Annotated in this window: 10 protein-coding genes; 8 read left to right on the forward strand and 2 right to left on the reverse strand. The window is 46.3% G+C overall.

The features are described from left to right. Positions 1-188: 188 nt before the first annotated feature. On the reverse strand, positions 189-497 hold the full coding sequence (locus BEP19_RS10125; RefSeq protein WP_120189754.1) for a hypothetical protein: 309 nt from the start codon (positions 495-497) through the stop codon (positions 189-191). Between the two features lie 82 nt (positions 498-579). On the opposite strand from BEP19_RS10125, the gene BEP19_RS10130 reads away from it, so the two are divergent. Both BEP19_RS10130 and BEP19_RS10135 read left to right on the forward strand, forming a co-directional pair. Further along, positions 580-1,917, forward strand: a complete 1,338-nt coding sequence (locus tag BEP19_RS10130) for a hypothetical protein (protein ID WP_120189755.1) — start codon at positions 580-582, stop codon at positions 1,915-1,917. 60 nt (positions 1,918-1,977) lie between these two features. Continuing rightward, positions 1,978-2,226: a hypothetical protein gene (locus BEP19_RS10135; RefSeq protein WP_120189756.1), complete on the forward strand. Its 249-nt coding sequence runs from the start codon at positions 1,978-1,980 to the stop codon at positions 2,224-2,226. 40 nt (positions 2,227-2,266) lie between these two features. On the opposite strand, the gene BEP19_RS10140 is transcribed toward BEP19_RS10135, so the two are convergent. After that, positions 2,267-3,271 (reverse strand): DUF3231 family protein, encoded by a 1,005-nt coding sequence (locus BEP19_RS10140; RefSeq protein WP_120189757.1) that lies wholly within the window; start codon positions 3,269-3,271, stop codon positions 2,267-2,269. Positions 3,272-3,441: 170 nt separating this feature from the next. Here BEP19_RS10140 and BEP19_RS10145 point away from each other — a divergent pair, with 170 nt between their 5' ends. From BEP19_RS10145 to BEP19_RS10170, 6 genes are all read left to right on the forward strand, one after another. Beyond that, complete coding sequence (locus tag BEP19_RS10145; protein WP_120189758.1) at positions 3,442-4,581, forward strand: M20 peptidase aminoacylase family protein; 1,140 nt, start codon at positions 3,442-3,444, stop codon at positions 4,579-4,581. A 19-nt stretch (positions 4,582-4,600) separates the two neighbouring features. After that, positions 4,601-5,239 (forward strand): hypothetical protein, encoded by a 639-nt coding sequence (locus tag BEP19_RS10150; RefSeq protein ID WP_120189759.1) that lies wholly within the window; start codon positions 4,601-4,603, stop codon positions 5,237-5,239. Positions 5,240-5,643: 404 nt separating this feature from the next. Then, positions 5,644-6,141, forward strand: a complete 498-nt coding sequence (locus tag BEP19_RS10155) for a hypothetical protein (protein WP_120189760.1) — start codon at positions 5,644-5,646, stop codon at positions 6,139-6,141. A gap of 593 nt (positions 6,142-6,734) precedes the next feature. After that, positions 6,735-10,280 (forward strand): PD-(D/E)XK nuclease family protein, encoded by a 3,546-nt coding sequence (locus BEP19_RS10160; protein WP_120189761.1) that lies wholly within the window; start codon positions 6,735-6,737, stop codon positions 10,278-10,280. Beyond that, positions 10,264-13,914, forward strand: a complete 3,651-nt coding sequence (locus BEP19_RS10165) for a UvrD-helicase domain-containing protein (RefSeq protein ID WP_120189762.1) — start codon at positions 10,264-10,266, stop codon at positions 13,912-13,914. Before BEP19_RS10160 ends, BEP19_RS10165 begins: the two co-directional genes overlap by 17 nt. 238 nt (positions 13,915-14,152) lie before the next feature. Further along, positions 14,153-14,644: a hypothetical protein gene (locus tag BEP19_RS10170; RefSeq protein ID WP_120189763.1), complete on the forward strand. Its 492-nt coding sequence runs from the start codon at positions 14,153-14,155 to the stop codon at positions 14,642-14,644. Positions 14,645-14,740: the final 96 nt, after the last annotated feature.

Here is a 14,740-nt window from a genome sequence, read left to right on the forward strand (position 1 = left end):
GGGATTAATACGACAAAAAACGACGAATCCGAGATTCGTCGTTTTTTACGATTGTTTCGCAGTTTAAATAAGTCCAACTCAGTTCGAAAGAGGAGAAAGGAATGAGAGAGAAGCGCTATTCAAAAGTGGAGTGGGGCAACTGTTGGATAACGCTCGACTATAAACAACAGACAGGCTTCCCTTGCTTATTATACTGGGCTTCCGTTTTTCTTGTTGTTTAGCTTCAGTAAGCATTCAAGATCGTGTTCGACTATTGGAAAATAATCTCGAATCTTTTTCACTTCTTGTTTAACTGTGTTCAAATCTCCATTGTTTTGTAACAAGTTTATTTTAATCATTTCCTGTGTAGAGGGTTGCAATTGAGTTTCGGTCAATCGACCATTGATCCGCTGAAGTCTAAAATCGATGTTGCCTAGTCTGCCGTCGATCGTTTGTAAAAACTTGTCCAATGCTACAAACTGTTCTTGGATGTCGTGTAATAATCGATTATGATCCATTTGAAAAGCGGCCCCCTTTCTTTTACTACTTTTATCTTATATTATTCGATATAGGTCATCAATGCATGCGGGGGAAATGTCGTTGAGAAGTCATATAATTGTAGGAATGTGTTTGCTTTTCTTAGTCCAATACTTTATCGGGGCCCAATGGCTTGCCTACGCGCTAGCCTGTCTGGCTCTCTTTTCTTTTTTTAGCAGTGTTTCGTTGGCGAAACGAGGGCCACGTATGATCGGGCTGCTTATGTTTACGGCTGGGGCGCTGTTAACGGTGTGCAAAGGGGACGGCTTGGCGCTGGCGGCGCAAGGGATTACGACCAATCTTCCTTTGTTAACGTTGTTAGTCCTTGTTCCCTTGTTGGCGATCCCCTTGAAAATGGGCGGTTTTTTTGAATCGCTTTTCGTTTATTTGCGTCGTTTTCAAAATCGTCCACGTAAGATGTTCGCGGGTATGACCGTTGCCTTGTTTTTTTTGGGACCGATATTAAACCTTGGGGCCCTTCGAATCGTTCATGATCTGATCAAAGATCTGCGGTTAAACGCTACTTTATTATCGAAGGCGTATCTGATTGGTTTTTTCTCGACGATTTTGTGGTCGCCCTATTATGCGGCGGTTGGGATTACACTGATGTACTTGAAGGTGTCTGTGACTGATTATATGGTATATGGATTTGGTATAGCTGCTCTTTTTTTATTGATCGGAAATGTATTGTTTTGGTTCTGGAGTCGAAAGCTTCCAATCGCTAACGCAATGGAAGAGGCGCCGCCCACGACGGGAGAGCAACGGCGTAAACTGCAGTTATTAATTGGCATTGTTTGCTTGTTAATGATCATTACGATTGCGCTGGAGTGGCTGACCCATTGGTCGATGCTCGTTATTGTGAGTTTAGTCGCGTTGACATTTCCGCTTGTATGGGGACTTGTTTCACGGAACTGGGTCTCCTTAAAGCATCATCTTATTCAATTTCGCGATGACTCTGTCCCCGTGATGAACAATGAAATTATGATGTATATCAGCGCGGGTTTCTTTGGTCAAGCATTGCGAGGGACGAGTTTTGGAGAAGGGATAAACGGATTTATGGTGTCTCTCGGGCAGCGTTCCTATGTTTGGTTAGCGTTGTTTATTTTAGTGACAATGGTTAGCGTGACCTTCCTTGGTATTCATCAAGTCGTGACGGTTACTGTATTAACGACGCAAATGGATCCTGTTTTATTGGGAACAAGCAAAGAGATTTTGGCGATGACGATCATGCTTGCATGGGCCACCGCATCAATTTTAAGCCCGGTTAATCCAATTAATTTGCTTGTTAGTGGATTCACGCATCGATCGGGTTTACAAGTGGGGATACGCGACAACGGTTTCTTCCTCATGATTGTGTGTTTCGTTGGATTGGCGATACTTACTATTTTGACCTACACATAGGACAGTGAGGGCAAGGAAATAATGATACAGAGAACCATAAAGGAAGAGGTGAGGGCTGCGATGAATCATAATCTTGATTATGACCGAGACGGTGACCGCGAAGATGCGTTGGGTGAACAAGATTTGCGTGAATTGCTTTCCAATTCAATGGAAATAGAAACAGAGTTAATGCGTCGCTACATCATTACCGCCGAGCGGATTCATCAAAATCCAGTGTTAAAAGATCGCTTGGAAAACTTTGCGCAAGGAAATGCGAAACGAACGAGACAGTTGCAAGATGAAATTTCCAGTTTGACTACATTTGAGTAGAGAGAAAGGGTGACCGTATCAGGTCACCCTTTTTTTATTTTTATACGTTGGCTACTTCTTTTCGATCAATATTTTGAGGCGGTTCTTCTAACCAACTGTTTTCAATCATCAGCTTCGTCCCGTCAATCGCATACCGAGCAATTTCGCCCGTGAGCCGCGTGTACGTAGTCGCTATGTCCAATCTTAGACTTGCTGCTGATGAAGTGGCATAGTTTGAGATTCCAGAAGCGATCAAGGCAGTAGTGTGAAAGAGCATCAATTTGTCTGAAAAAGGGGCAACCGTTGAGTCTGATACATCCAAATCCCAAGCGACAGGAGCTGGCAGGTTATCCTCCACTAAGATCGAATTTAACACTTTAACGTGTTTTTTTGAGATATCTACACCCCTCATAAGATACTGGCGCACTTTCTTATTTTCAGCCACTTGGCTAAAACCCATCATTAAAAATTGACCGATCGTGTTCGTCTGCGTATTCGCTTGTAAGTGCGTTATTTCGATTGCATTCAGTGGTCGAGGATTCATGTTGAGGATTCCGCCTAAATAGTTTTGCTCCGACACAAAGTCAAGCGTGTTGGGCGTTACGATGTACGGAGTACGGATGTATAACCCTTTTTGCAATAATAATTCAGCGGCTTTGTTATATAGATGTGTTGCCTCGATAATCCCACTGCTTAAAAAATCACGGACGGCTGAATTGACCGCTGCCGCTAAGGACACACCATATGTTGCGATCGCAATTTTTGTCATATTTTTAATGTAATACAAATAAATGGCGTTTGAATATAATCTTGGCGCTTTGACATTAACATCAGCCTCTGTAAAACCGATGGGCAGCGGGTGGTTGGCTTGTTGAATTATTCGTTTGATTTTCTTAACATCATTTTCAGTCATGGTTAACGTATATTCCAAAAGCTCTCTCACTTCCGAGTCATCCACGTGATGTAAAAAGTAATTAAAAATACAGACTGCCATCGTGTTTGACTGATATGAGCCCCAAAGCGCGGCAACTTCCGATGCGGTAAGACGTGTTCGATGTTCTGTCATGGGTAGCCTCCAAAATTAAGATCTATTTTTAAAATCAACTCGATCTTAGGATTCCCTAAAAAGGAAGAACAAAGTCATAAAAGAAAAAAAGATGCTGTTATAGCCGTTGGGGACGGAGCAGTGTTACACTGGATAAAAGTTGAGTTTTTGCGGGAGGAGAGTGGATAAAATTGAAACAGGCGCTTGAATCATTGCGACCACGTGTGATGGAAATTTTTGAACATTTACGCGCGCATCCTGAAATCAGTTGGCGGGAAGTGGAGACGACCGCTTACTTGGCGTGTTTGTTGCGCGAGAGCGGGTGTCGGGTGACGACGTTTGGAGACTGCACAGGTGTTGTTGGTGAAATAGGGGCGGGAGAGCTCCCACTGATCGTTGCTCTGAGGGCGGATCTTGATGCGCTCTGGCAGGAAGTCGATGGAGAATTCCGAGCGAATCACTCATGCGGACATGACGCCCACATGACGATCGTCTTTGGGGCATGGTTGTTATTAAAGGAGGTCGGATTTGTTCCAAAGGGGACGTTGAAATTGATCTTCCAACCGGCAGAAGAAAAGGGAACAGGAGCTTTGAAAATGATCGAGAAAAAAGTAGTCGATGATGTCGATTTTCTATACGGGGTCCATTTGCGTCCGGCGACGGAAATGGCCAATCGACAAGCGGCGGCGGCGATCTATAATGGCTCTGGTCAATTCATTTCGGGCAAAATTATCGGGGCCGATACGCACGGGGCTCGTCCGCACCTTGGCGTTAACGCAATTGAAGTCGGGGCGGCGCTCGTTCGTGAGTTGCAGCGGATTCGGCTCAATCCGATGATTCCGTACTCGGTCAAAGTGACTCGTTTTATAGCGGGTGGAGAAAGTCATAACGTAATCCCCGGGAACGCTGAATTTTCGCTGGATCTACGGGCTCAAACGAATCAAGCGATGGATCAATTGTTGGCTGAAGTGGACCGCATTATTCAAGCGATCACCGCGTTGTATGACACGCAGATTGATTTAAGCTATCACGCTCGCGTGCCTGCCGCCGAAGTCGATGAGCAAGCGAGAAAGCTGCTGGGAGAGGCCATCGAGGACACGCTCGGCGTAGATCAGCTCGTTGAACCAGTTGTGAGCCCAGGCGGCGAAGATTTTCACTTTTACACGATCAAACGCCCGCAAATAAAAGCAACGATGCTGGGACTTGGTTGTGGACTCGAGCCCGGATTGCATCATCCTCAGATGACCTTTGATCGCGAGGCTTTGCTGGCGGGTATCGAAATCCTGGCGCGGGTAGTCAAACGGACGTTTGAACAACGTGGCGATGGGTAGTGGAAGGGTGGATAGGAATATGAAGATAAAAATTGAGGCTCGGGAGCGATGGCGGAAGGGCTTAGTGGGCGGTTTTTTATTGTTATTACTTGCGTTCATCTTGCTCTTGACAGGGTGTGGCGGCGGGTTGGAAACGGAGTCGCTTGAGCATCAAAAAACGTTCGATGAGGCCATAGAGGAGAGCGATATACCAAAAAGTGACTTTTACGAAACATATCAGTCGGTTGATTTCGCGGTTTCCTTTTATCAATCGAATGGAGAGTTAGGGATGGCCAAGTTTGAAAAAGAGGAAGACGGTTGGCATTATCGCGGCGGTAGTTCAGCTAAGGAGGAAGATGCTAGAGAGTCAGCGGAGCAAGGTGGTTTTGGTTACTTTCAAACGTCTTCGGTGAAAGGAACGGTTGACTTATCTTCGGAGGAAAAGAGAGTGTATGTAACGGTAGTGTATGGCTCACTATTCGATGATGAAATTTCCAGAGTCAGTGTACAGATGGAAGAAGGGAATTATGAAGCCACAATCTCGAAAGGAGACGGACCTCGCGTCTGGTATGTCGTGTTAGATCATCGCGAGAAGATGGATCAACCCGCGAAACGCGTAATCGGCTATCGCGCCGACGGCAGCATCGCTGCTGAAAGTGATCCACGGGCTGCGGAGTAGGTGAGGCGCTGCTCGTGGAATTTGGGCTGGTCTTTGGGATGAATTTGTGCCTAATAAATGCGTAGGAGAGGTCGTCATAGAGTTTATGAACACAAAACCAAGGAAAGGAGCGCAGTCATGATATCTGTTGAAACCTACGTTGCTTTAGATCATGAAATGATTACTATTTAGATCTATTTCATCCAGGAAAATATTTTATATCAATCGATTCTCCTAATGCTCGAATCAAAGCGAACCAATCGTTAGCGGATACGAAGGATTTGAGAATAAACGGCTCGGTATGTATCACTATAAATGATATCGAGGTTTCAACCTTTTTAGATTGGGATGATGTCGATCTCGTTTGGCCCGGCATTATTTTTATGCTTGAAACACTTTATTTTAAAGAGGGGTTGGGGAGATAATTGAAAAAGGGCTTAAGATTATGGATAGCGGCATCCATGTGTTTTGGATCGGTGGTATGCGTAAATTCGGCCCTCCCGACAGGAAATTATATAGGCGAAACAAAAAATGATACAAAAAAAGATGTGATTGCCGCTTTTAAGGCGCGCGAAGGTTCTTCAGGCTATGAAATCATAGATTTTATTTTAGTGGAAGATGAACAGCTGCCGAAATTAAAGGCGGTTATTTCTTACTATGATAAAGAGAATGATAATGATTGCAACCTGGCTTTTTTATACGGCGATATAATTCAACGCTTATGTTTCGCTGTTAACGAAGTCGCTGGTGTGAAAAGCTATGAAATAGCAGATAATAGTAAGTTACGTTATCGAGGGGATGGAGCAGTAACAACAGCGATACGTAACATAGATACAAAAGAAGTCATCGATTATACGATTACTTTTTCATACGATGAACCAACTTTAACCACTGAATTTAAGGTCGAGGCAGAAAAAAGATAATCATGCCAACTTGACCTAAGTCCCGCGGGGGGTCTGAAGTGACTAGGATGGAGGAAACGATTCCCGAGGGTGAAAGAGTCTTTTGCAACATGTGAAAATGATTGGCGTAAATAGAGCGATTCCAATCAATAAGTACCATCCTTTTCCTTCATAGGCAACCATCAGCGCCAACTCCCATAAATTTGAAGGTCCGGAATGGGGACCATCGCTGTACGGATAGGCAAAAATGAAAGGGAGTAGTCCGAACAAGGTCACAATCGCGCCTGAAATTAGGGATAAACAGGTAGTTTTCCTCATTAAATGCACGCCCTCGCTTTCTTTAAAGAATGTCAAAATAAGCGCGACAAGGTCATTATATCACGTGGCTATGATTAATGTCTTTGGTGAACGCTGTAGCGCCACGAATTTAGTTCTCGCGGTCGTTCATACGCCTGATGAGTGCCGGCTTCTCCCTGATTCCTTGTTCCACGGTCGCTCATGCCCTCATCCCCTCGCAAATTCCCTCAACTGAAGGTTTCTCTTATTTTCGCGCGACTGCTGATCATGATAAAATGATAGTATACTAGATTTAACTGAGATTCGGTGTAACTGTAATGGATGAAGAACGGATGGTGAGCGCGTTGCGCAAATTATATACAGGTCCATTTGGACCGATGGCAAGAGAGGTTTGGATTGAAAATGCGAAACAGCGGATCGAGGCGGGTGAAGGGGAATCGTTCCTGTTTATTTTGCCGACGTCGACGCTATTAAAAAGTGTTCGTGATCAGTTGCTAGAAGAGACCGGCGGGATTAGCGAACTCCATTTAATGGCGTTTGACGATGTAGCCGATGCGGTTGCGCGGTATGCCGACCCTTTTACGAAAATGTTGACGAACTATGAGTTGCGTCGCTTTTTTGGGCGGTTTTTAGAAGAGACAACAGGCGCTGATCTGTGGACGCCTGAACCACAGGATCGTGATTCGCGAGTGGCCGATGAGGTTAGGCAGGCGATTATTCGCGCGATTAGCGAATTGAAGCGTTCGGGGATGAATGCGGAGCAGGCGGAACAAATTGCCCATTCGTCAAAATACAATCCGAAACACCGCGCGTTGGCCCGTTTGTTGATTCGGTCCGATCAGGAATTAAGTCAGTTATCGATGGAAAAAGGGTACACATGGTTAACGTATGAGGCGCGATTAGAGCGGGCCAGTCAGTTGCTCAATGAAGGGGCATCGACCACGCCGCCTTGGTTGCGAAAAATAGATACAATTTGGGTTGATCACTTCACGGATTTTTTCCCGTTGCAATTTCAATTACTGCGAAGTCTGCTGCAGTTGCCAACGGTCAAACAGGCGGGAATCTATCTTCCCTATCAACCTCAATTGTATGATGAACAACCGAGCCAACTGTTTGCCCAACGATCAGCCCGACGCAAAGGCGGTTTGGCGAATTTACTAGATCAGACATTGCAACGTTTACGCGATGAGTTGGATTTTGTTGAGGTTTCATTTGAGTCCGAAAATTTTGATGAAATTCAGCAAACGATTGCGGCGGATTGGGAGGTGGACCTCGGTAAACTCAACGAGCGCGCGGACAAGCATCCCACAATTTCAATCTCTCCTGAACTGTGGCATTTGCCGACAATCGCATTTACCGCGGCGGAACCGATGCAATCTTCTGTTCACAACGCTTTTACGATGATGCCCTGCGCTTCTGAAAGGAAAGAGGCGGAGTGGGTCGCGAAATCGATCAAACAAAAATTACTAAACGATCCATCATTGTCCCCAACTGATTTTGCGGTGATTGTTCGCGATAAAAAACAAGCGGCGGCTTGGTTGCATCCTGTTTTTACAAAGGAACAGCTTCCTCTGGAACTGCGTCTTGAACGCAGCCTTACGGAGTTGCCGCTCTTCCAACAAGTTGATGCCGCTCTGCGCTTGCAATCGTCTAACTGGAGTCGGGATGTGTTGCTCAAAATTGCTGATGGATCTTACAAACGGTGGTCTCATCCGCCAGGCGCTTCCTTTATTCGATGGGCCAAGGAACGAGGTGTTCGTGAAGGAGAACGAACGTGGCATGAAGCGTTGGAGCGAGATCTCATTTTATTGGAACAGAAGCAACGGGAGGTCGCTGAAACGACTGATGAGGAGGTTGATCGCGCGCGGGCGCTGGCGCGGCTGGAACAGCAACGCGCAGATTTACAACGATCGATCCAGTGGCTTACGGAACTAAAGGAAAGTTTGCGGTTTATTCAGCAGTCAGCTTCGATGCAAGAACATCTGACAGGGCTTGAACAGTTTTTGGATGATTGGCAGATTCCGCAACGTTTGGCCACCTTTTTGAAAGAAAAGAAGGGGTATCAGCTTGATTGGTTTAAACGGGATGTCGAATGTCTTAAAATCATGCGTCGCTCATTAGCGCAACTACGACGTTCCGTTGAGCAACTTGGAGAACAGCGTCGCAAGTTGAGCTTCGGGCAATTTCTGCGCGAATGGGAAGAACAATGGCAAGACGAAGTGATCTTTGAGGATCAAGGCCAAGCCGTTTCGAATCGGATCGCTTGCTTGGAGCCGACGGGGTCACGCGGAATGAGTTACAGTCATGTTTATGTTTTGGGGTGCAATGAGGGCGTGTTTCCGATGAAGCATCGCGAACAATGGTTGCTTGACGATACGGAGCGATTGATGTTGCAGGAAAATGGGGCGCTGACCGCCAGCCATTATCATCATGATATGGAAAAAATGTTTTTTGTGATGGCGATTTCCGCGGCACGGACATCATTGACGTTCAGTTTTGTCTCCCCGAAAACGAACGAAAGCATGTTGCCTTCTTCCTTTTTAGAAGCAATATTGAAGAAGTTGCCAGATGAATGGTTGGAACAAGCGGCGGGACGTTGGCCTGAAGCATTGTCAAAAAAGGCGTACGCGGAAGATACGGCGCTCATTTCTTCTCCTGAAGAATACGGATTGTGGTTAATGAACAAAAGCAAAGAGGAAAGCGATGGACGTGACGACTTATTTGAAGACAACTGGTTGCCTGTATCGTTTCCATCGATTTTACAAGGAACATGGATGGAACAGCTTCGCCGGTTTGGATCCTTCTCTGAGTGGGATGGCTACATTCGCAATGAACTAGCGGTTCAAAAGATTGCTGATTTATTTGCCGCGGAAAAGACAATCTTCAGTATTTCGCAAATTAACGAATATATGAGCAGCCCGCTCACTTTCTTTTTCAGACGGGTATTGGGCATTTATCCGCTTGAGGAGTTTGGGCTTGATGTATCTCCACTAGATAAAGGGATGATTCAGCATGAAGCGTTGCGGCAATTTTATATGCAACACCGGGGCGAGGTTCTGGCCTTGGAACAATTGGCGTCGTTACAAGCGGAGTTAGCGGAACACGTACGGGATCATGCCCGTCGCTTTGCGCAAGACACCATTTATGAACGGTCATCCATTTGGGAGTTGGAGACAGAACGGTTAGCAACCGCATTGGGCAATTGGTTAGAAGTTGAATTGACGGGTCGCGAGAAGGCGAGTCCGCAACTGTTGCCGACTTACTTTGAACTATCGTTTGGAATGAATCCTGATTGGGATGAAGTCGATCCCGCTTCAAGTCCTGATGAGATCGCGATTGAGCTGGAGCAAGAGCGTCTCCGACTGCGCGGGAAGATTGATCGAATCGACCTCGATGATCAAGGAAACTTTGCTATTTACGACTATAAATCAAGTTTAGCTCGCTATAAAAACTATCTCCAATTGGCGGACGGGGCGGTGACGTTCCAATTGCCGATCTACTTGCGAGCGATGCAACAGTTTTTACAAACGAAAGGGATTGCTGATCCGCAAATGATCGGCGGGGCGTTCTATAGTATTGGTGAAAACGATGGCGGGAAACGACAAGGGATTTGGGATAAAGAACGGAAGGCATTACTCGGGATCGATGGGCGGACGAGAAGTTATTCTATTGAGGAGAAAATAGAGGAAGATTTGTTGCAAGTGGAAGAAGGGTTGCGTCGTTTGCGCGAAGGTCGTTTTTATTTAACTTCCGCAACGCGTCCGAATCCGTATTACGCGGACAACGCCCTCTATCGCTACGATCCGATTTACCTGAAACATAAAGAGAAAGGAGGCTATGAAGTAAATGAGCGCGCGCATTAAAATCGATAGAAATCCAGAGCCGATGGGCGCCCAAGTGGAGGCGATCACAAATTTAGAGCAAAATCTGATCATATCCGCAGGGGCGGGTTCGGGGAAAACGTGGGTGCTGACCGAACGGTATCTTGAAATTTTAAGCCGCGGGTATTCGCCAGCCCAAATTGTAGCCATTACGTTTACGAGAAAAGCGGCGGGAGAGATGAAGGGGCGGATTCGTCAAGCGATCCAGAAGATGGCTCGTGAAGCGAAACAGCTCGAAGAACAACGATATTGGGAGCAATGTGAACGAGAATTCAAACAAAGCATCATTACGACGATCGACGGCTTTTGTTCGGAATTGCTGCGGACTCACCCATTGGAGGCGGGATTGAGTCCACAGTTTCAAGTGTTCGATAGTATCGAAGCGGATTTGATTAAATCAGACATCTACACGCAAACAATCCGCCAACTGCTCGATCGAGAGCCTGTCGCTGACGAGTTTGTGATGTTGTATCAGGAACTATCGAGCATTCAGGCGATTGTTTCTCATGCGTTGGCGCTTGACCATCAGCTCAAGACGTATTACAAAACGCCGCAAGATATTCGCGAGGAGACGATTGCCGCGATTGACGGTTGCCGAGCAGAGTTTCAACGGTGCTCGGAAGCGTTGTTGGTCGAGATCGATGGATTGCTGGAGGAACTAAAAGAAGAAGTGGTAAACGCAAAACAAAAGCGCGCTTATATGGATGACATCATAGATTGGATTCGCCGCTATGACGCATTGCGCGAGTCGCTCGCCGTGTGTGATGGGGAAGCGGACGACACGCTGTATGAAGGGCTGGTCGATTTACATTGGAATCGTTGGCGGGCGCCAGGTAGAGGGGCCATCGCGGAGCTGACGCGGACGTTGCGCCAAGAAAAATTAAATAAGTTGTTCGCATGCATCCTTCCTGCTCGTTATCGACGTGTTGTAGACGCGTTACTGACCCTTGTTGATCAAGCGGAACAACGTTACGCCGCATACAAGCAGCGGGAGCAAGCTGTTGATTTTCATGACATTGAAATTGCGACGGCGCGTCTGCTTGAGCGTTATCCCGAAATTTGCGAGAGGTGGCAAAAGCGCATTTCCTTTTTAATGATCGATGAATTTCAGGATACGAATGAATTGCAGAAAAGTATTTTCGACCGCCTTTCCGATTTGGGGCAAAAGATGCGGCTGTTCGTCGTGGGGGATGGGAAGCAATCGATCTATCGTTTTCGCGGCGCGGACATCGAAGTATTTTATGACGTGGAGCAAGAAATTGTGGAGCAGAAGGGACTTAAACTGTCGCTTTCCCGTAATTTTCGTTCGCAACACGGTGTCATTGAATACATTAATTCCTTGTTTGAACATGCGATGCAGCGGACGGAGGAGTCACCCGCTTTTGTCACACGTTATGAACAATTGGAAGCGCATCGGGTTACGGAAAAAGAGGAGCCGCATATCGAATTTCTATGTACAACGCGAAAAGATGGAACCGACGCGGAAGCGAGCCCTGAAGATGAGGACGAGTTGACAGGGGTTGAAGAGCAAGCGGATTTAATCGCCCGACGCATCAAACAGATGGTCAATACTGAGGAGCCGCTCGTTTGGCGAGAGGCCGAACGAGGGCAAGGAGAGCGACCAACGCCTGTCTCTTATGGGGATGTGGCTGTGTTGCTCGCAACTCGATCAAAAATGCATTTATACGAGTTTGCTTTTCAAGAATACGACATTCCATACGTTGTGATCGGGGGTCGGCAGTATTATGAAAAACAGGAAATCCTCGATTTATTAAACTTGCTGCGGATGTTGCAAAATGAAGATGATGAAGTGAGTTTGCTCGCTTTTTTACGTTCACCGTTTGCCCAACTGACGGATGAAACCTTGTTTTGGTTAACGCGTAACAACACACCTTTGCGCCACGGATTTCATCGATGCGAGCAGAAACCGGAAGCCATGGAGGGCGACCAGTGGAAACGGGTGTTGGCAGCGCGTGAACGGGTGACCCGCTGGCGTCGTCAAAAGGGCTGGCAGACAGCAGCCGAATTGTTGGAAGGTATTATTAAAGAAACTGGCTATCGGATGATGTTGAGCGGCGATAAGCATGGCGATCAACAGGTGGCCAATGTGGATAAGTTTACGCAATTGATTCAGCGGCTCGTTGATGAAAAAGGATATCCTCTTTACGATATTGTCCAACATTTCAATCGCTTGCAAGAAGAGGAGATTCAAGAGGAGGAGGCATCGGTCGTTAGCGATCATGGCAACGCGGTCGTGATCATGTCGGTCCACGCTTCCAAAGGGCTTGAATTTTCCGTTGTGTTTATCCCTGAACTTGAAAAAGATCAGCTTAGAAAAGGCGGGCAGGCGACTCGTTTTTTCTACAATCCTAGGTATGGGGCAGGGCTTCGTTTGAAGGAACTCGGCTCTGGAAAGGGAGCGGATGGTCCTGGTCATGGCATGATTAAAAAGATGAAGGAAGACGAAGAGGAACGTGAAAAGCAAGAAGGCATTCGCTTGCTGTACGTGGCGATGACGCGGGCGAAAGATCATCTTGTATTGTTTGCGACGGAATGGAGCGCGCGGCGCAAACCAAGTTTTTCGTGGCTAGGATTATTCATGGAACATTTAGGTTGGTCGGAACTAGCCGATCGGGAATCGGTTGAAACGGAGGATTGGCGGCTGAGTGTCTTGAATGAGCAACAAATCCCTGTCTACCCGAAAAAATCAGAGCGCCGTTCGCGATTGGAAGCATGGCTGGAACGATCAGAACCGATCACGAACCGACATCTACCGGAATTTCCGTTAATGCCGCAGCCCGATCAAGCTTATCGGTGGTTGGCAAACAAGCCAGGCGCGCATTTACCGCGCTTATCCGCATCGGCCTTCATGCAGTACGAGAGCTGCCAACGTAAGTTTTATCTTCAATATATAGCGGGGATCTATGACCTTGATGAGTTGTTAGGGGCTCGTATCCATCCAACGAGCCAAGAGACAAAGACTGAGCAAAGTTTGTCTGGGGCGGAACGGGGCGCGCTTGTCCACCATTTGCTTGAGGTTCAAACGGGCGCTGATTTTATGGAAAGTGATCATGAAGAGCGTTGGCGTCAAGCGGTTGTGACCATGTTAGAGCGACAAGTCGATGCAGCTAAAGCGTACGAAGAGATCCGACCCTATTTGCAGGCATATCAGTCTTTCATGACGAGGCAATCGAACGCTGAATATGAGACGGAAAAAAGTTTAACGTATTTGTGGGACGGCCATCCGATCTATGGTCAACTGGATCGAATCGTTTATCACCCTGATGGAGAGATTACAATTGTTGATTTTAAAACAAATCGGATTCAAGGGAGCGTGGCATCGGCGGCCGAACCGTATCATTTACAAGGTTACCTGTATGTTGAATTGGCTGAGAAGGCGCTCCAGCGCAAAGTGAAAGCGATGACGTTTGTTTTTTTGGAGCAAGATAAAGAATATGACCTTCCGTTAGATGAGCGAAACCGTATCGTCTATCGTCAAAAAATTGACACCTTGCTATCGGAATTAAGAATGAAAACAGAGCAAGCGGACTACGTTTGTTGCGGGCAAAGCGGTTGTGTTTGCCGTTATACAAATGAGTCGTTGCTGGAACGATAATTAAATATGTTAAAACCGTGATTTTATTTGACGGAATGTCGTAATGGATGTTAGGATGGACACAATAAGGCAGCGAGCAGGGTCGCCTTGCTTCAGATAGATAACTTGAGGAAAGACGCGAATCCGCGTTTGAGCATCAAGCGTAGAGTAAGAGCAGAACTGTTTCGGCTAAATTGAAGGTAATGAATAAGATGAGGGATAAGAAACAACTTTTAATTATATCAAGGAGGTTGGAATTTTGTCTTATAAAAGAACGATAACTCCAGTAGACGGCCATACCGTCGTGTATAACTATGCTCACGAAACGCAAACATTACCATTTCGAGTGGAAATCAAGCGCATGCCAAATGAAACACCCGAATTTGGAAACTTCTTTAAATATCAGGTGACTGAATTAAACTTGGGAATTCAGCAAACGGTTTCACAAGGAATATTAAACCAAGCGATTCAGTATTTTGGACAAGACGCTGACGAAATCGGACAGCAAGTATTCGTGGATGATGCGGGCTTTATCAACAGTCAAGAACAAATGGATAAAGTTATGTTATTCAATAACGCGAATCCTGATTATAAGAAATTTAAAATTGAAAGCGCTGGCTTAGCTGAGGATGAAGTGGATGATGCGCAATGGATGGAAGCATTGCTTGCAGACTTCACCTTCTTTATGGCCCAAACATTGCTTCATTTGTATATGATGGACCGTCAACAAGCAATGGGCGGTATGGGTTGATCTATCCTAATTGAAAATAACTCGCGTCTGTAAAAAGCGCGGTTGGAACAAGGCTCCTCGTCGACTTCGACGCAGGAGCCTTTCTTTTTATGGATT

Source organism: Ammoniphilus oxalaticus, assembly GCF_003609605.1.
GTDB classification, from domain to species: Bacteria; Bacillota; Bacilli; order Aneurinibacillales; family RAOX-1; genus Ammoniphilus; species Ammoniphilus oxalaticus.